Raw genomic sequence first — 18,422 nt, forward strand, 5'->3', positions numbered from 1 at the left:
AATCCCCCATTCACCCCATGAGGTTCATGGCGCCGCGACCCAGCCTTGCGCCAGACAACGGACCACGGCGGACGTGCGGCTGGAGGTGCCCACCTTGCGCAGCACGGCGGCGACATGTTTCTCCACCGTCCGGGGGGAGATCGACAGCGTCGTCGCGATGTCGCGGTCGCGGTAGCCGTGCGACAGGAGGACGGCGACCTCCTCTTCGCGTGCGGTGAACGGTGACGGCGACGCCCCGGGTCGGTGAGCGTCCGAGCGAGCCTCGGCGGTCTCGACCGTCGGCTGGACGCGATCCTCCGGGGCGTTCACCGACGGATAGCTCGTACCCTGCACGAGTCCGGCCGCAGCCAGTTGACTCAACATCTCCAGAGCGTCGACCTCGGCGACGCTGAATGCTCGACGTACGCCCGCGAAGCCCACGTTCACCGCGATCACCTCACCGCGCCACCAGATCGGTACGGCAAGCACCGATCCCCCGTGCGCGGGGTGGTCGGTCGCCAGATGACCCGATGCCACGTCCGCATAGCGGTTCAGCAGGACGGGGCCCCGGCGGGCGACCACCCGCCCCGTCACGCCCTCGTCGAGCGAGAAGGCCTGGCCCAGCCGGCACAGCGCTCCCCGCTCGGCGACCTTGTGATAGCGCTGATGGTCCTGGTCGACCAGCGAGATGCTGCCCGCACTGGTCCTCAACAGGGAGCCGCTGCGCGCGAGCAGGCGGCGCAGGAACGGGGTCGAACGCACGTCGGCGTACAGCTGCGCGGCCTCTACGTCCAACCCGAGACGGCTCCGGACCGCAGAGAATCCCCCGTCATCGCAGACGCGGGATCGTGGCTCTCCGCTGAGCACCAGCCGATTCTAGAGGAGCGGTCTGCGGGCGACCCGGGCTTTCCCGATTCCTGGGTCGCGCCGCCCCGACCGGGCCGGACCGCTCGGGTGGCGTCGGTGCGTCGCGCCCGTCCCCGACCGGCGTTCCGACTCCTGCCGGACGCTTTCGCTTGACCACCTATATACCTCGCCGTCTCCCGGTGTCGGTGTCGACGCCGCCCGATCGATAGGTGTCGTTCACCCGGCGTTCACCCGGTAGGGGCCAACGGGTCACCCGGTCTCCTTAGCGTGCGATCTCGTCGGGCCGATCGGGTCCGCCATTCGTTCGTGTCTATGTCGCCCGACCCGAGAGGTCCCTCGAAGTGAAGATCACGTCCATCGGCCGCGCCAGCGGTGTCGCCGTTGCCGCCGCGCTCGCCCTGACCGCCTGCGGCAGCGCCTCCAACAACGGCTCGACCGGCTCCGGCTCGTCCTCCAGCTCGAGTGTCGCGGCCGGCACCAAGACCGCTGACAGCAGCTGCTTCAGCGGCAGCCTGAGCGGCCAGGGCTCGACGGCCCAGGGCAACGCCATGCAGTTGGCGACCACCGACTTCGCGAGCAAGTGTTCCGGCGCCAAGGTGAACTACGCACCGACCTCCTCAGGCCAGGGCATCACCGCGTTCCTCGCCAAGCAGGTCGGCTGGGCCGGTTCGGACTCCGCCCTCAACTCCGAGAAGGGCGAGCCCGCCAAGGCCGCCGCTGCGTGCGGCTCCACCGCCTGGGACCTGCCGATGGTCGTCGGCCCGATCGCGGTCGCCTACAACCTCAAGGGCGTCGGCAAGCTGACCCTCACGCCGACGCTGATCGCGAAGATCTTCAGCGGCAAGATCACCAAGTGGAACGACGCGGCCATCGCTGCCGCCAACAAGGGCGTCACGCTGCCGAACACCCCGATCTCGGTGTTCTTCCGCTCCGACTCCTCGGGCACCACCGACAACTTCACCAACTACATGAACACCACCGACCCCACCGACTGGACCGCCAAGCACGCCAAGGCGTGGGCCGGCAAGGTCGGCCAGGGCAAGCCCAAGAGCGCGGGCGTCGGCTCGGCCGTCAAGGCGACCGACGGCGGCATCACGTACGTCGAGTGGTCCTACGCGATCACCAACAACCTGCCGATGGCCCAGGTCGACAATGGGGGCGGAGCGGTCGCACTGACCGCGGCCACTGCCAGCAAGGCGGCCGAGGCAGCAACGATCGCCGGCACCGGCAATGACCTAAAGCTGAAGATCGACTACGCCACCAAGGCCGCCGGGACCTACCCGATCGTCCTGGTGACCTACGAGATCGTCTGCAGCAAGTACGCGGACGCGACCACCGGCAAGGCCGTCAAGTCGTTCCTGTCCTACCTGGTCTCACCGGAGTTCCAGGGCAAGCTCTCCACCGTCGGATCGGCGCCGCTCCCCTCGGCCATCCAGGGCAAGGTCGTCACGGCGATCAACGCCATCGGTTGATCGGACCCGGGCTCCGCGAGACTCTGGGGGGATCTCGCGGAGCCCGACCGGCCCCTCCCACATATCCCACGCCCCAAGGAACTCATGTCATCTATCACCGGAGTCTCTGTCGGCGACGAACTGTCCGACCCGTCCGACGGACCGAACTCCGGCGCCGGGGCCTCGACCGGCACCAAGGGTGACCGGGTCTTCGGTGGTCTGGCGATGGGCGCCGGGCTGCTCGTGGTCGTAGTGGTTGCCCTCGTGGGCCTCTTTCTGCTGGCTCAGGCCATCCCGGCCATCGGCAAGGACCACGTCAATTTCCTCGCCTCGCGCGAGTTCGACGCCGCCAACCAGCGTTTCGGTATCGCCCAGCTGCTGTGGACGACGGTCGTCTCCTCGGTCGTCGCACTCCTGATCGCTGTGCCGTTCTCCATCGGCATCGCGCTTTTCCTCACGCACTACGCACCGTCATGGCTGGCGCGGATCGGGGCGGTTCTGATCGACCTGCTGGCCGCCGTGCCATCGATCGTCTACGGCATCTGGGGTATCTACGTCGTCGCCCCCAAGTTCGTGAACGTGCAGAACTTCCTGCAGGACTGGCTCGGCTGGATCCCACTCTTCAAGAAGGTCCCAGGGGTCACCGGTGGAGCCACGATCTTGATGGTGAGCGTCGTACTGGCCGTCATGATCCTGCCCATCATCACCGCGTTGTCCCGCGAGGTCTTCGCCCAGACGCCGGTGACCCACAAAGAGGGCGCCCTCGCCCTCGGCGCCACCCGCTGGGAGATGATCCGCACCGCAGTCCTGCCGTTCGGCCGTCCCGGAGTGATCAGCGCCTCCATGCTGGGCCTGGGACGGGCGCTCGGCGAGACCGTCGCGGTGCTCTTCATTTTGACGGCGCTGCCCGGTGGTCAGCGGTTCACTGCATCGCTCATGAACGGTGGGGCGACGTTTGCCTCGCAGATCGCAAGTGACGCGCCCGAGAACCAGAACAACGCCGACGCCATGGGAGCGCTGATCGCCGCCGGGCTGGTGCTCTTCATCCTGACGTTCATCGTCAACGCGATCGCTCGAGTGATCGTCGAGCGACGCAAGGAGTTCTCCGAATGAGCACCATGAACCAGGGCAGCAGCCCCGCCACGAGCTCCCGGGAGACGCTCCCTGGCCTCGACACGGGCCGCTCCAGTAGCCGCGCGGTGCGCAACGTCGCGGCGACCGCGCTCGTGTGGGCCGCCTTTCTCATCGCGCTCATCCCGCTGGTCTGGATCCTGTGGATCGTCGTTTCCAAGGGGTGGCACTCCATCGCGTCCGCCACGTGGTGGCAGAAGGACCAGTCTGGCGCCCTGCCCCTCAACGACACGAACATCCGTGGCGCGCGGCACGCGATCGTCGGCACGATCGAGATCGGTCTGCTGACTTCGGTCATCGCAATCCCAATCGCGGTTCTCACCGCGATCTACCTGGTCGAGTACGGCCGCACGGGCAGCGCTCTCAACAGGCGCATCGCCCGGGTCGTCAGCTTCATGGTCGACATCCTCAGCGGCATCCCGTCGATCGTGGCCGCGCTCTTCGTCTTCGCTGTGTGGGTGACCACGCTGCAGCAGAAGCTCGTGCCGATCTGTGTCGCGCTTGCCCTCACGATGTTGATGATCCCGGTGGTGACCCGGTCCACCGAGGAGATGCTCAAGCTGGTCCCGACCGAGTTGCGCGAGGCGTCTTACGCGCTCGGCGTGCCCAAGTGGAAAACCGTCGTGCGGGTGGTCCTGCCCACCGCCGTCTCCGGCATCATCACCGGCGCGTTGCTCGGCCTGGCACGTGTTCTGGGCGAGACCGCTCCGTGGTTGTTCCTCACGACGTACTTCCAGTATCTGACCTACAACCCAGCGGCTTCGTCCGGCATCGCCTCGCTGCCGACCCTGGTTTACAACCAATCCGCCTACATCAACATCCCGGTCTCGGCGGACCGCGTCTGGGGTGGTGCTCTGACCCTCATCCTGCTCGTCCTCGCCATCAACCTGCTCGGCCGGCTCATCGGTCGCCTCACCCGGGTCAAGCGCTGACCTACCTCGACGAAAGCGATTGAATCAACCTCATGGGCAAGCGAATCGACGTTCAGGACCTGAACGTCTACTACAGCGCCTTCAAGGCCGTCGAAGACGTCACGATGACGATCGAGCCGCGATCCGTGACGGCCTTCATCGGGCCGTCGGGCTGCGGCAAGTCGACCTTCCTGCGCACCCTCAACCGGATGCACGAAGTGACCCCCGGTGGCCATGTCGAAGGCAAGGTGCTGCTCGACGACACCGACCTCTACGCGCCCGGCGTGGATGCCGTCGGCGTACGTCGCACCGTGGGCATGGTCTTCCAGCGGCCCAACCCCTTCCCCACCATGTCCATCCAGGACAACGTGACGGCGGGTCTGCGGCTCAACGGCATCAAGGGCAAGAAGCTGCTCGAGGAGAAGACCGAGCAGTCGCTGCGCGGCGCCAACCTGTGGAACGAGGTCAAGGACCGTCTCGGCAAGCCCGGGGCCAGCCTGTCCGGTGGTCAGCAGCAGCGGCTGTGCATCGCGCGGGCCATCGCGGTGGAGCCGCAGGTGCTGCTGATGGACGAGCCGTGCTCGGCGCTCGACCCCATCTCGACGCTGGCCATCGAGGACCTGGTCACCGAGCTGAAGGACCGCTACACGATCGTCATCGTCACCCACAACATGCAGCAGGCGTCGCGGGTGTCGGACAAGACGGCGTTCTTCAACCTCGCTGCGACCGGCAAGCCGGGTCGCCTGATCGAGATGAACGACACCCAGAAGATTTTCAACAACCCCGAGGTGAGTGCGACGGAGGACTACATCTCCGGTCGCTTCGGCTGACCTGAGGAGCGCGCAGCGAAGGGTGGGCCGAGCGAAGCGAGGTCCCGCCCGCAGCGGAGCGCGACGAAGGTCAGCCGAGAAGGCGCGGCTGACCTCGTCAGGAGCAGCGCTCCGCCGCAGCCCTCCTATGTATAGCGAGGTGCGCGGTTTGCGTCGGTGGCCAGTGCTGCAGCACTGGCCGAGAACGCAAAACCCCCACGGGCCGAGCGACGTACGACGGTGTGCGCGGTTTGCGTCGGTGGGCAGGGCGGCAGCACTGGCCGAGAACGCAGAACCCACACCTCGGCCTACGGGCCGTGACGGGCAGGCCGCAGCGGCGTGCACAATTGCGGGGTGGCGAAGGACAAGTCCAAGGAAAAGGACAAGGACAAGAAGAAGCGGAAGAAGTCAGCTTCTTCTGAGGATCCCGCCCCTGTCGTCGAGCCCGACAGCTCCACCAAGGACGACGGCAGCTTCGCCTACGGATTCTGCAAGAGCTGCGACTGGCGCGGCCGGGCGCGCCGCTCGCGGGACAAGGCCAGGGCCGACGTCAAGGACCACGAGCAGTCCTGCAAGGGCACCCACAAAGTCAAGCTGAAAACAACCGACCATCGCAACTGACGGGTGCGCCGTCGGGGCGGTCCCCCACGGCCTGAGCAAGGCTGCGAACGCCCCACACGCGGTGCAGGGAGGACGCTCCGGCGAGGAAGTGTGCACGTCGGGCCGGGAGCGCCTCACGGCGCGTGGCCGCTCGTAGCGGCTTTATTTGGGACCCGGGGCTGCCGCGGCCCGACGCACACCAGAGCCTAACCGGGTCACCGCTTCGGATGTTCCCCACCGGGCCGGTCTGTGGACGAAGCAGTCCAGGTCGCGCATCGGGGTCCGGCCGATTCCGGCTGGAATGGCGGCGCATACGGTTACGGCATGCGAACCGTGATGCGCCCTGGTGACGATGGCGTCAAGTCCTATCCGCTGCTCAACTCGCTCGTCGTACCGCGTCCCATCGCCTGGGTGTCGACGGTGTCCGGCGAAGGTGTCGGCAACCTTGCGCCGCACTCGTTCTTCACGGTGGTGTGCGCCGACCCGCCTATGGTCGCCTTCTCCTCGGTCGGCGAGAAGGACACGGTCCGCAACGTGCGCGAGACCCGCGAATTCGTGGTGAACGTCGCGACCGAGCGGCTGAAGCACGCCGTCAACAACAGCTCGGCGCGCTTCGACCCCGCGGACGACGAGGCCGCTGAGCTCGGCCTCACCATGGAGGACAGCGACACGGTGCGGCCGCAGCGGGTGGCCGCCTCGCCGGCGTCGATCGAGTGTGTGATGCACACCATGCTCCAGCTCGGCGACTCCACCCTGATCATCGGCCGGGTGACCGCGTTCGCGATCGATCCGGACATCCTGGACGGCGACCACCCCACCTTCGAGGGGCTGGCACCGATGTCGCGGCTGGGCATCAACGAGTGGGGTATGCCCCCGGAGGTCATCCGCCTCGACCGGCCCGGACCGCCGTCGGACATCCACCAGTTCGACTGACCGGCAGGATCACGAAGCCGCACGCTGACGGCGTTGGCGACGGTTGACGGCGTTCGAACACCGTCAATGAACGCAAACGCCGTCAGCGTCGTACAGCACCGCGCCTGCCGCCTGCCTGCCGTCAGTCGAGCTTGCCCGCCCTCCACAGCGCGGCACAGCGGGACAGGTCGGATGCGGTGGTGAGCAGCGCGGCCGCCCGAGTGGTCTGTGTGGACGCCGTGCTGTCCTTGTCGTCGACCCGGTGGGCGCGGCCGACGGAAACGACCCTGCAGAACGCCGATGCCCGCTCGAGCGCGACCGCCAGGTCCCCCTCGAAGACGCCCGCAAGGATCTGATCGGTCAGCTGCTGGAGGGCCTCCGGCGTCGGCGGCTCGGCCGAACCGGCCACCGCGTGCGCGACCTCCGCGCTCCCGCGGCCGGCCTCGTAGTCACGCGCCGCGCCGACCGGGTCACGACGCACCCACTCCCGCAGCGTGTAGAGACGCCACAGAGCCCCGGGCAGACTCGTCGCCGGCCGGTCCGCCCACAGTTCGGCCAGCGTCGAGATGCCCAGCTCGTCCACCAGGTTGACCAGCTTCGCGGTCACCTGCGGGTCGTGCGCCGCCCGGCCCGTGCCCACGAGGGCGGATGCCGTCTCGTGCGCGGCCTCGGACAACTGCGCGGGATCACTCGAACCGGCGTACGCCTCCAACTCTCCCGACGAACGCAGAGCAGGACGCCGTGGCGGGCGAGAATCATTGTCGGACAATCGATCTCACTCCTCCATAAGAGGTCCGTAGATGGCTGATCCGTCCGCCGCGACGGTCAAAACGCCGTCGCCGGCCTCGGCGTCCCATCCAGCCAGGAGGTGGCTAGTCCCGTCGAGAGGATGCGCAATCTCCGCGGTAGACAGATTGACGACGACTGTATAGCCGCCTCGCGCGTACGTGAGCACATCGCCGTCACGGCGTACGTCGGTCACGCCCAGCGCGGGATCGGCGAGGGCGGGCACCGCTCGACGCAATCGGAGCAGCTCGCGGTACCACTCGAGCAACCGCGCATGCTCCGGCTGCGACACCTCGTCCCACCGGAGCGTCGAGTCATGAGCGGTCGAGGCCGCTTGCGGATCGGGCACCGCGTCGCCCCATCCGTGCTCGGCGAATTCCCTGCGGCGCCCCTCGGAGACGGCCTCGGCAAGCTCCGGCTCCTGGTGGTCGGTGAAGTAGGCCCACTTCGTCGAGGCACCCCACTCCTCCCCCATGAAGAGCATCGGCGTGTACGGCAGGGTCAGCAGCAGCGTCGCCCCGGCGGCCAGCCTGCTGCGGCCGACCAGTTGCGACAGCCGCTCGCCGGTGGCCCGGTTGCCGACCTGGTCGTGCGTCTGCAGGGAGGCCACGAACTTCCACCCCGGAGTGAGGGCGGGTACGACGGGCCGGCCGTGGTCACGCTGGCGGAAGCTGGACCAGGTGCCGTCGTGGAAGAACGGTGTGCGCCCGATCTTGGCGAAGGCACCTGGGTCGGTGAAGTCGGCGTAGTAGCCCTGCGACTCCCCGGTCAACAGCACGTGCAGCGTGTGGTGCACGTCGTCCGCCCACTGGCCCGCCAGACCGAAACCACCGTCTCCCCCGTCGGCGCGGGCCGTGACGGTGGCAGGGTCGTTGCGGTCCGACTCTGCGATGAGCGTCAAGGGTCGACCCGAAGACGTTGCCAAATCGTCGGTTTCGGCGGCAAGCTGCTCGAGCATGTGGACAGCCCGCTCGTCCACCAGCGCGTGCACCGCGTCCAGCCGGAGGGCATCAAGGTGGTAGTCGCGGAACCACATCAGCGCGTTGTCGATGATGAAGCGGCGCACCTCATCGCTACCAGGAGCGTCCAGGTTGACCGCTGCTCCCCACGGTGTCTGGTGCCGGTCGGTGAAGTAGGGCCCGAACTCCGAGAGGTAGTTGCCGCTGGGCCCCAGATGGTTGTAGACGACGTCCAGGCACACCCCGAGACCCTGCGCGTGGCAGGCGTCGACGAACCGCGCGAGGGCCTGCGGACCGCCGTACGCCGCGTGCACCGCGTAGAGGTCGACCCCGTCGTAGCCCCAGCCGCGGTCGCCCGGGAACGTCGCGACGGGCATCAGCTCGACCAGCGTCACCCCGAGGTCGACGAGGTGGTCGATCCGCTCGATCGCCGAGTCGAGTGTGCCATCCGCGGTGAAGGTGCCGATGTGCAGCTCGTAGATCACCGCGGTCTCGAGCGCAACGCCTTGCCACGCGTTGTCGGTCCAGGCGAAGGTCGTCGGGTCGACGATCTGCGACGGGCCGTTCGGCCCCTCGGGCTGATACCTGGATCGGGGGTCCGGGAACGGTCCCGCGCCGTCGACCCGGTAGGAGTACCGCTGGCCGTCCGCCGCCGCACGGTCGGTCGTCCACCGGTCGCCCGCCCGCGTCATCGCGACCGTCTCCTCCGGCAGCACGAGCTCCACGCGCTCGGCGGCCGGTGCCCACACGTCGAAGCTCGGCATCAGGCGACCTTCTCCAGGAAGAGGACAGGCGTCCCAGCGAAAAGATCTGCCGCAGTGACGCGTTCGTCGACATCGAACGACCGGCCACTCAACAGATCGGTCCAGGTGCCGGACTCCAAGGTCACCGTCTCACCGGTGAAACCGCCCTCGCGCTCCCACCGCGAGGGCGCGCGCAGCACCAGGGTCGCGAACGTGGCCCGACGGCCACGGTGCAGCACCCCGGACACCAAGCCCGGTGCGTGGGCGCGTACGAACCCCACCACGTGTTCGGAGTCGGACTGGACCGGTGTGTACGACGACTCGGCACCGAACGCGGCCGGCTCGCGGCGACGCGCGGCGAGCACGGCCGCCACCAGCTGCAGTTTCTCCACAGCCAGGTCGGAACGGTCCGTAGCGGCCAGAGCCTGCGCGCGTGCTGCGTAGTCGACGGGGCGCCGGTTGTCCGGATCGACCAGGGACAGGTCCACGGACTCGCACCCCTGGTAGGTGTCGGGCATCCCCGGCATCGTCAGCTGGATCAGCTTCGCGCCGAGGGTGACGGCCCGGATCGCGCCGGCGTTGGCGGCGACGGCACGATCCAGCGCATCGTGCAGTGGCCCCTCGCGCATCGCGGTCGTCGCGAAGTCGATGACGCGCTGCTCGTACTTCTCGTCGCCGTCGACCCAGGCGGTGTGCTCCTTGGCCTCGCGCAGCGCCTTCTGCAGGTAACCGCCCAGCCGCTCGTCACCGATGTCACCGACCCCGAGGAGGGTCTGCCACACCAGGTGCGCCGTCGGCAGATCGACATCCGCCGTGACGGCGAGTTCTCTTGCGATCCGCGATAGTTCGGACCACGCCGCGGGGTCGCCGGCGACGGCGAGGATGCGTGCGCGGGTGTCTTCGCTGCGCTTGGTGTCGTGGGTCGACAGGGTGGTCATCGTGTGCGGCCAGTGCTCCTGCTGCCACGCCGCCCAGTCGTGCAGTGCCGTCGGCGAGGCATCACCGAGCACGGTCGGGTCGCTACCGACCTCGTTGAGCGCGACGAGGCGATGCCACCGGTAGAACGTCGTGTCCTCGATGCCCTTGGCCATCACCGGACCCCAGGTCTGCTGCAGGCGCACCGCGAAATCCGTTGCCGCGTCGTCGTCCTCAGCCATCACGGTGAGGGGCACGAGGGCCTCGAGCGTGGCCGCGAGATCGGGCCGGGCCTCCATGGCGCGCCCGAAGGCCTCCGCCAACCGTTCGCGCGCGACCCTGCTCATCCGGTGTTCCGGCCGCACGTACGCGCGGTAGACCTCGCCGGCGACGAGCAATTCCACGATCGCCTCGCGCAGCGGCTCCGTCTCCAGGTCGGGCAGCGCCTCGCGTGCCCGACGGATGAGGCGCTCGACCTCGGGAGCCAGCGACTGCGCCACGACCTGACGCTTCGCGGCGAGCACCTCCTCCTCGAAGTCGGCGTCGCCGCCGGTGGCGGCCCACTCCTGCGCGATCACTGGCGCGGCCACGGGATCGGTCAGGGCCGCCTGCAGCACGCGCAGGCCGTCGTACCCGGTGGTGCCGGTGCACGCCCAGTTGCTCGGCAGGCGTTCGTCGCCCTCGAGGATCTTCTCCACCCAGATCGGCGTGCCACTTCGGCAGGCGCGGGTGAGTCGCTCGAGGTACTCGACCGGGTCGGCGAGGCCGTCCGGGTGGTCGATGCGGAAGCCGTCGATGAGGCCGCGGTGGTGCAGCTGCAGCAGCAGCGCGTGGGTCGCGTCGAAGACCTCCTGGAGCTCCACGCGTACGGCGATCAGTCCGTCGACCTCGAAGAACCGGCGGTAGTTGAGCACCTCGTCCTTCTCGCGCCAGCTCGCGAGCCGGTAGTGCTGCCGGTCCAGCAGGGCGGCACAGTCCTCGATGTGCTCCGAGCCGAGTGCCAACGGGAAGACGTGGTCGAAGTAGCGCAGCACCGGCTCGCCGTCGAGCTCGTCACGGGTGATCTCCCCCGCGTCGATCACCTCTTGGAGCGACGACCCGAGGATCGGCAGGCCGAGACGACCGCCGCCGGCCTTCCAGTCCACGTCGAACCACTCCGCGGTGGGGGCGTCGCGTCCGTCGCGCAGCAGCTCCCAGACCGGGTGATTGACGTTCTCGGGCGCCACGAACGACATGTGGTTGGGCACCACGTCGACCACGATGCCGAGGTCGTCCGCGTGCGCCGCGGCCACCAGGGCCTCGAAACCCGCGAGCCCGCCGAGATCCGCGCTGATGCGCGAGTGGTCCACGACGTCGTAGCCGTGCATCGAGCCCGCGGCCGCCTGCAGGATCGGCGACAGGTAGAGGTGGGAGACGCCGAGGGAGCGCAGGTAGCCCGTCTGCTTCGCTGCGTCCGCGAAGGTGAAACCGGCGTGCAGCTGCAGGCGATAGGTGGCGGTGGGGGTCGGGCTCACATGTCCTCCGGTTGAATGCTGCGCGGATCGCTCGATGCTGCCCGCACCTGCCACGGCGCGCTCGTCGCCTCCACCACGTTCAGTGGTCGAGCCGGTTGAGGCCGAGGACCACGACGACCGCGGTGCCCGCATCGTCGCACGCGGCAATGGGCAGCTGGGCATCGATGCCCCAGTCGTGGTCACCCGCGGGATCGTCGATGACCTGGCGCACCTCCCAGGTGTCCTTACCCTCGCGGATCTGCAGGTATGCCGGCCCGCGTGCTGCCGGCCCCGCTCCCATCTCGTCGTGATCGGCGAAGTACGCCGCGAGATCCTCGACCCACGCCTGCTCGTCCATCACGATCTCGGTGGGCGGCTCGGTGGCCGCAGCCGCGTCCCGGTCCAGGGCGGCGAGCGCGACGATGTCCCGACGCGCGGCGAGCTGAACCCTGCGGAACATCGCGTTGCGGATCTGGACTCGGAACGCCCTGGGATTACTGGTGATCGACCGCTTCTGCGGCGGCGCGGGGGTCGCGTCGAGGAGCTGAGCGGCGGGATCGTTCAGGCGGTCCCACTCGTCGATGAGGCTGGAGTCGGTCTGCCGGATCACCTCGCCGAGCCATTCGATGAGGTCGGCCAGCTCCGGGGTCTTGCGGGAGTCCGGCACCGTCTGGCGCAGTGTGCGATAGGCGTCGGTGAGGTAGCGCAGCACGATCCCCTCGGACCTGCTGAGTTCGTACTGCTTGACCAGGTCGGCGAAGGACCACGCGTACGAATACATCTCGCGTACGACGGCTTTGGGTGAGAGCGCGTTGTCGCCCACCCACGGCTGGTTGCTCCGGTAGGTCTCGAACGCTGCGTCGAGCAGCTCCGCCAGCGGCCGGGGCCAGGTGACCTCCTCCAGCAGCTCCATCCGCTCGTCGTACTCGATCCCCTCGGCCTTCATCCGGGCCACCGCCTCGCCCCGGGCGCGGAAACGCTGCCCCATCAGGATGGGTCGGGGATCCTCCAGCACGGCCTCGATCACCGAGACCGCGTCGAGCGCGTACTCGTCGGACTCGGGGTCGAGCAGCTCCAGCGCAGCGAGCGCGAACGGCGCCATCGGCTGGTTGAGCGCGAAGTTGTCCTGCAGGTCGATCGTGAGCCGCACCCCGCGTCCGTCGACCTCGGGGGTGTCCAGCCGCTCGACGACACCCGCTGCCAGGAGTTCGCGGTAGAGGTCGATCGCCTTGCGGGACAGACGTGCCCGCCGTCGCGGGTCCTCGTGGTTCTCCCGCATGAGCCGGCGGACACCGGCGAACGGGTCGCCGTCGCGTGCGATGACGTTGAGCAGCATGGAGTGCGTGACGCGCATCCGGGATTGCAGCGCCTCGGGCTCGGCGCCGACGAGACGCTCGAACGTCTCCTCGGTCCAGTTGACGAAGCCCTCCGGCGGCTTCTTGCGTTGCACCTTGCGCAGCTTCTTGGGGTCGTCGCCGGCTTTGGCGACCGCCCGGGCGTTCTCCACGGTGTGCTCCGGGGCCTGGACGACGACCGACCCGCTGGTGTCGAAGCCGGCGCGCCCCGCGCGGCCGGCGATCTGGTGGAACTCCCGCGCCTTCAGCACCCGCTGGCGCGACCCGTCGTACTTGGTGAGGCCGGTGAAGAGCACGGTGCGGATCGGCACGTTGATGCCGACACCGAGGGTGTCGGTGCCGCAGATGACCTGCAACAGTCCCGCCTGGGCCAGGGTCTCGACGAGGCGGCGGTACTTCGGGAGCATCCCCGCGTGATGTACGCCGATCCCGTTGCGCACCAGCTTGTTGAGCGTCTTGCCGAAACCGGCCGAGAAGGGGAAGTTGACGATCGCCTCGGCGATGCGCTCCTTGTCGGTTTTGCTGGTGATGGTGATGCTCAGCAGCGCCTGGGCCCGCTCCAGCGCCGAGGCCTGGGTGAAGTGCACGACGTAGACCGGCGCCTGGTGGGTGCTGAGCAGCTCCTCGATCGTCTCGTGGATCGGGGTCATCGCCCAGGAGAACGACAGCGGCACCGGACGGTCGACGCCGGTGACGACGGCGGTCGACCTGCCGGTGCGGGCGGTCAGCTCGCGCTCGAAGAGCCCGACGTCGCCGAGCGTCGCCGACATCAGGACGAACTGCGCCTGCGGCAGCTCCAGCAGCGGCACCTGCCAGGCCCAGCCGCGCTCGGGCTCGGAGTAGAAGTGGAACTCGTCCATCACGACCATGCCGACGTCCGCCTTCGCGCCCTCGCGCAGGGCGATGTTGGCGAGGATCTCCGCGGTGCAGCAGATGATCGGGGCGTCGGCGTTGACCGACGCGTCACCGGTGAGCATCCCGACCTGGTCGGCGCCGAAGACCTCGCAGAGCGCGAAGAACTTCTCCGACACCAGCGCCTTGATGGGCGCGGTGTAGAAGGACACTCGGTCGTCGGCGAGCGCCGCGAGCAGCGCGCCCGTGGCGACGAGGGACTTCCCGGAGCCGGTGGGGGTCGACAGGATGAGATTGGCACCGGCCAGGATCTCGACGACGGACTCGTCCTGATGCGGATAGAGCGTCAGTCCCTGCTGGGTGGCCCAGGTGGTGAACGTGGCGTAGACCTCGTCGGGCCCGGCGTCGGGCGGAAGGGCGTCGAGGAGGTTCATCACCCCCAGTTTCCCCTACCTGCAGCGCCCCGCGGACCACTCAGGCAGCCGGATCAGGCGGGTCGCGCGTCTTCCTTGCGTCCGCGCAGCACCAGACGGTCGTCGCTGCGCGCACGCGGCGTGCCGTGTGTCACCCCGTCCCCGATGACCCCGTGGAAGCCGGGCTCGGCGTGGCTGAGCCACTCCAGTGCGACCGGCATCACCGCCTGCCACACGTCGAACCGGTGACCGGCCCCGGGCAGATACACCGACGTCACCGACATCCGCCCGTGCGCAGCGTTGATCAGACTCCTGCTCGGGGGCCCCGCGAAGCGATCACCCTCGGACACCTCGATCCACACGTCGACGGGGGGCGGGGTCTGTCGCACGACGTTGAGCATGGAGTAGCGCGCCGGCCAGATGCTCCGACGACCGTAGGGCGTCCAGTTGCCCCAGCTGGGGTTGTTGTAGGTACCGAAGAGCATCACCGACCCGTACTGCTGGGGGTGCAGGAACGCGCTCACCTCGGCGCAGAAGCCGCCCGCGCTGAAGCCCATCACGGACCACGACTCCTTGTCGGGACGCACCCGCAGGTGTCGCACGGTCCACGCGGGGACCGTCTTGGTGAGCCAGGTCTCCATGTCGATGCCGCCGCTGTTGGTGCACTCGGTGTCGATGCCGGACGGCGTGTAGTCCGGCACCACGACCACCGGCTCGATCAGGCCGGACTTCTGGTGGGCTCGCACGATGATGTTCTGCAGGCCCATCCGCTTCTGGTAGTCCGCCGGACTGCCGGGAATGCCGGCATACGCCTCGATGACGGGGTAGGTCGCCTGGGAGGGCCCGTCGACGTACGCGGGCGGCAGCCAGATCATCGCCTTCCCGGCGCCACGCCCTGCCGCCTTGCCGAGACCGGGGATGACGACGTGCACCCACTGGCCGTGCGGACCGGGCGCGACATGCAGTTTCGCGTCGCGCACGAACACTGCGCGCTCCGGACCGAACAGCCGCTGCGCGCGCAGGTCGGCCTCGGCGGCGGCACTCGCGCTGTACTGCCCGGCCGTCTGCAGGTCACCCTTCACCGCCACCCGCTGCACCGAGGGCGGCGTACCCATCAGGTCGCGACCCAGATCGGTCCAGGTGCCGTACCAGCCGTTCTGCTGATTGAGGGTCGCCGCGGCCGCGAGCACGACCAGGGCCGAGGCACCCACCTGGGTACCGAGCCTGCCGAGCAGCGCCAGCGGACGACGCCGCGCCAGTCTCGGCCACAGCACGACGACAGCGACCACCGCGGCCGCGAACGACACCCACAGCAGCACCACGAGTGCCACGCTGTTCGGCTCCAACATCTCAGGGGACCCCGCCTCGATCTGCGCGCCTCGTCGCGCACGACGACATGCTCACTCGGATACCTGAGAAAAAGGTGGGTGCGCGCTGCATGAACGGCGACCTCGTCGGGACGTGCGCGGCGTCCCCCGGTGAGCCCGGCGATGTTCCCGGCCACGGGGTTTCGCGGCGGCGAACGGGTGCAACTACGCTGTCGGGGCGCTACACGCGTCACGGGCCTTTAGCTCAATTGGTAGAGCTGCGGACTTTTAATCCGTAGGTTCCGGGTTCGAGCCCCGGAGGGCCCACCTACATAACCGCAGGCCAGAGCCCTACGCAGGGGATTCGAGCCGGGCGCCTGGCGCGTCTCTGCTAACAAACTGCTAACAACCGCCTCGAACGGGCGTGCGGGCAGTCATCGAGGCTCTTCTGAGGCGCCGGGCGCGGGCCGCCCCTACTCGGTGCGTTGCGACGCCTCGCGTAGGTCGTGCGCAAGGTCACATAGGACTCGGTCGGGTATCGGGCCGTGTCCGGCGATGGCCCGGGAAGCCCATTCCTACGCGGTCTCGCTCATGCGCCCCACACCGCTCTGGAGAACGTATCCACTGCGCGGCCGTCGTCGTCAGGCACAGCGTCGGCGTACACGTTGAGAGTCACCGAAGGGTCACGGTGCCCGAGACGCTTCGCGACGATGTGCACCGGGGTGCCGTCGCGCAGCAGAATCGTCGCGTGCGTGTGGCGCGCCTCGTGCAGCTTCAACCGACCCAGCTCTGCGCCAGCCTGGGCGGCGATGAACGCCTTGGAGACGTAGTCCGGCGGGACCGGGGTGCCGTTCTCCCAGGTGAAGGCCACCGGATCGCTGCCGTCGTACGCGGCGCCCCAGGCGAGCCGCTCCGAGGTCTGCGTCTTGCGCCATGCCCTCAGCCCGGCCACGGTGCGCGCGTCGATCGTCACGTCCCGCCGCTCGTGATTCTTTGGGGTTGAGTAGATGCGCGTAGTGGCCTGTACGGTCACCGACCGCTCTACGTGGATGACACCGGCCTCTAGGTCGACATCGGACCACCGCAGGGCGCAAAGCTCGCCCCGGCGCATGCCCGTCGCGAGGGCCAGCGTCCACAACGCCTCGAACCGAGCGCCGGCGACGTGCTCCAGGAATGTGTGCGCCTCAGCGCCGGTCCACGTCGAGTGCTTCGGCTTGTGCACCCGCGGCCGCTTCGTCCCCACAACCGGATTGACCTCGATGATCCGGTCGAGCATCGCGTCCTGCATAGCGCGCCGCAGCACAGACCGGGCGAACTCCACCGTCCGCGGCGACAAGGGCTTGCCGCCCTGCCCGCCGTGCTCGTGTAGGTCCTTGAACACCACCGACAGCCTGGTCGGCGACAGTGCCTGCAGCCGCTCGGACCCGATGGCGGGCTTCAGATAGCGCTCGATGTTGTCCCGGTAGGACTTCTCCGTCGACGGCTTCAGCTCCACAGCATGCGCAACAATCCACCGGTCGAGGTACGCGCTGACGGTCGTGTCCTGCGGAGGGACCCACGTCCCGCGGTGCACGTCGTGGCGGGCCTTGTCGCGGGCTTCCTTCGCCGCCCTGATCGTGGGGAATCCTCCGACCCAGCGGGGCCTGGTCTTGCCCGTCGCGTGGTCCTTCTCGCGCACCACGTAGGAGTAGGTGCTCCCCCGCTTGATGACACCGTCCCGCATGCCGGGCCGCGTCGCGTCAGCCATCACTCTTCCTCGTCTTCTCCAAACGTACGTTCACGTCGTGGGCAAACTTGAGTTCGTCCTTATGGCCCAACCCGTCTGCATGCTTCTGCTCCAATTCCGCGAGCGCATCGCTGAACGCTGGGAGCAAGGACGCGTGCTCGTCCGCGAGTTCACGCGCAAACTCGCGCACTTCGCTTTGGTATCGCTGTTGAACCGCTGCCACCGAGACTGCCGAGCGTGCGCCGCGGGCGATTACCTCGTTTACGACATCGCCTGGGTCGGTGTCGAGTCGCGGCTCGAAGAGGTCAGCGGGCTTGATCAGCAGCGCAGTCGCGAGTGCAACCACCTCGGCCGCGGCGAATGCGCGTCCGCCAGCCTCGGCTGCCGAGACCGCTTGACGCGTCCACGACTTGCCGAGAAGGCCCTCCATGTCCACGCCGAGATCACTCTGAGAAATCCCCAGCGCCTCCCGTGCCTGCCGCACGTTCGCGCCAATCCGTTCTTCAATCTTGCCCACTGCTACCCCTCAGCCCTCGCCGCCATGTCATGACTCATCATGACACGAACTGCCAAGCTTGACAAGAAATCCCAACGGTGCAACTCTGTCAATCGGGAGAGTTACAGGACTCTCCAGCAATGACATCATCAGCTCGGACGGAGTGCCTCTCCTGATGGATCACCACCTACTCGACACACAAAGCGCGGCCGATCTCCTCGGCATCAGCGTTCGGAGCATCTACCGCCTAAGCGCATCAGGCCAGTTGCCGCAATACCGAGTCGGCCGGCAGCTGCGTTACGACGAGGCCGAACTTCGCGCCGTGCTGAAGAGCCGACACGCCCGACCGACGGCCGTCTAACCATGACACCCACGCTGCCGGACTGGCTTGACGGCCGGCTCACGATCACAGTCCCCCAGGCTGGCGAGCTGCTCGGCATCGGTCGTGACGCGGCATACAGGGCAGCCGCGACCGGCGACATCCAATGTCTTTCCCTTGGCCGGCGTCTCGTTGTCCCCGTCGCGCCACTGCTTGCGCTTCTTGGCTTCGACATCACCCAGCGTGCACCGATCTGGCCTGCCGACCCGGACGACGCACCCCCGGCCGCCTGACCCCAGACATACGGAAGGCCCGCGCACCACCGCGAGCCCACCGCCACCCACGAGGAGAAAGACCCTCGCATGATCAGCATGCCACGCGTGGCCGGGCGCGCAGGA

General features: G+C 68.3%; 16 protein-coding genes and 1 tRNA gene. 9 read left to right on the forward strand and 8 right to left on the reverse strand.

Translation table 11 applies throughout. From position 1 onward, the window contains the following. Positions 1–24: 24 nt before the first annotated feature. Positions 25–774, reverse strand: a complete 750-nt coding sequence (locus JOB34_RS09455) for a LuxR C-terminal-related transcriptional regulator (protein ID WP_208052494.1) — start codon at positions 772–774, stop codon at positions 25–27. 413 nt (positions 775–1,187) lie between these two features. On the opposite strand from JOB34_RS09455, the gene pstS reads away from it, so the two are divergent. From pstS to JOB34_RS09485, 6 genes are all read left to right on the forward strand, one after another. Then, complete coding sequence (gene pstS, locus JOB34_RS09460) at positions 1,188–2,318, forward strand: phosphate ABC transporter substrate-binding protein PstS (RefSeq protein ID WP_208052495.1); 1,131 nt, start codon at positions 1,188–1,190, stop codon at positions 2,316–2,318. Between the two features lie 84 nt (positions 2,319–2,402). Next, the gene (gene pstC, locus JOB34_RS09465) at positions 2,403–3,410 is read left to right on the forward strand and encodes a phosphate ABC transporter permease subunit PstC (RefSeq protein WP_208052496.1); all 1,008 of its coding nucleotides are present in this window, start codon (positions 2,403–2,405) and stop codon (positions 3,408–3,410) included. After that, positions 3,407–4,360 (forward strand): phosphate ABC transporter permease PstA, encoded by a 954-nt coding sequence (gene pstA / locus JOB34_RS09470; RefSeq protein ID WP_208052497.1) that lies wholly within the window; start codon positions 3,407–3,409, stop codon positions 4,358–4,360. The genes pstC and pstA overlap by 4 nt, the downstream gene beginning before the upstream one ends. 32 nt (positions 4,361–4,392) lie before the next feature. Next, positions 4,393–5,169, forward strand: coding sequence for a phosphate ABC transporter ATP-binding protein PstB (gene pstB / locus JOB34_RS09475; protein WP_208052498.1), 777 nt, complete (start codon positions 4,393–4,395; stop codon positions 5,167–5,169). A 333-nt stretch (positions 5,170–5,502) separates the two neighbouring features. Beyond that, positions 5,503–5,769, forward strand: a complete 267-nt coding sequence (locus JOB34_RS09480; RefSeq protein ID WP_208052499.1) for a hypothetical protein — start codon at positions 5,503–5,505, stop codon at positions 5,767–5,769. Between the two features lie 303 nt (positions 5,770–6,072). After that, positions 6,073–6,681, forward strand: a complete 609-nt coding sequence (locus JOB34_RS09485; RefSeq protein ID WP_208052500.1) for a flavin reductase family protein — start codon at positions 6,073–6,075, stop codon at positions 6,679–6,681. A gap of 121 nt (positions 6,682–6,802) precedes the next feature. Here JOB34_RS09485 and JOB34_RS09490 read toward each other — a convergent pair whose 3' ends face one another. The 5 genes from JOB34_RS09490 to JOB34_RS09510 form a co-directional block, all read right to left on the reverse strand. Further along, positions 6,803–7,429, reverse strand: a complete 627-nt coding sequence (locus tag JOB34_RS09490) for a hypothetical protein (RefSeq protein WP_208052501.1) — start codon at positions 7,427–7,429, stop codon at positions 6,803–6,805. Positions 7,430–7,435: 6 nt separating this feature from the next. Beyond that, on the reverse strand, positions 7,436–9,169 hold the full coding sequence (treZ, locus tag JOB34_RS09495; protein ID WP_208052502.1) for a malto-oligosyltrehalose trehalohydrolase: 1,734 nt from the start codon (positions 9,167–9,169) through the stop codon (positions 7,436–7,438). Next, complete coding sequence (treY, locus tag JOB34_RS09500; protein WP_347813810.1) at positions 9,169–11,577, reverse strand: malto-oligosyltrehalose synthase; 2,409 nt, start codon at positions 11,575–11,577, stop codon at positions 9,169–9,171. The genes treZ and treY overlap by 1 nt, the downstream gene beginning before the upstream one ends. Positions 11,578–11,656: 79 nt before the next feature. Further along, complete coding sequence (locus tag JOB34_RS09505; RefSeq protein ID WP_208052503.1) at positions 11,657–14,197, reverse strand: DEAD/DEAH box helicase; 2,541 nt, start codon at positions 14,195–14,197, stop codon at positions 11,657–11,659. A gap of 53 nt (positions 14,198–14,250) precedes the next feature. Continuing rightward, positions 14,251–15,525 (reverse strand): alpha/beta hydrolase-fold protein, encoded by a 1,275-nt coding sequence (locus JOB34_RS09510; RefSeq protein ID WP_208052504.1) that lies wholly within the window; start codon positions 15,523–15,525, stop codon positions 14,251–14,253. A 212-nt stretch (positions 15,526–15,737) separates the two neighbouring features. Here JOB34_RS09510 and JOB34_RS09515 point away from each other — a divergent pair. Then, positions 15,738–15,810, forward strand: a tRNA-Lys gene (locus JOB34_RS09515). 262 nt (positions 15,811–16,072) lie between these two features. Here JOB34_RS09515 and JOB34_RS09520 read toward each other — a convergent pair. Further along, positions 16,073–17,230, reverse strand: a complete 1,158-nt coding sequence (locus tag JOB34_RS09520) for a site-specific integrase (RefSeq protein ID WP_208052505.1) — start codon at positions 17,228–17,230, stop codon at positions 16,073–16,075. Continuing rightward, entirely contained in the window at positions 17,223–17,726 is a 504-nt protein-coding gene (locus JOB34_RS09525; RefSeq protein ID WP_208052506.1) for a helix-turn-helix transcriptional regulator, read from the reverse strand. Before JOB34_RS09525 ends, JOB34_RS09520 begins: the two co-directional genes overlap by 8 nt. 154 nt (positions 17,727–17,880) lie before the next feature. Between JOB34_RS09525 and JOB34_RS09530 the strand changes: the two genes are divergently transcribed. Next, positions 17,881–18,066 carry a helix-turn-helix domain-containing protein gene (locus tag JOB34_RS09530; protein ID WP_208052507.1) on the forward strand — a complete coding sequence of 62 codons (186 nt, stop codon included), beginning with the start codon at positions 17,881–17,883 and terminating at the stop codon, positions 18,064–18,066. 2 nt (positions 18,067–18,068) lie between these two features. Further along, on the forward strand, positions 18,069–18,317 hold the full coding sequence (locus tag JOB34_RS09535; protein WP_208052508.1) for a helix-turn-helix domain-containing protein: 249 nt from the start codon (positions 18,069–18,071) through the stop codon (positions 18,315–18,317). The last annotated feature ends 105 nt before the right edge of the window (positions 18,318–18,422 follow it).

The sequence above is a fragment of the Allobranchiibius sp. GilTou38 genome (assembly GCF_017565325.1).
GTDB lineage: Bacteria > Actinomycetota > Actinomycetes > Actinomycetales > Dermatophilaceae > Allobranchiibius > Allobranchiibius huperziae.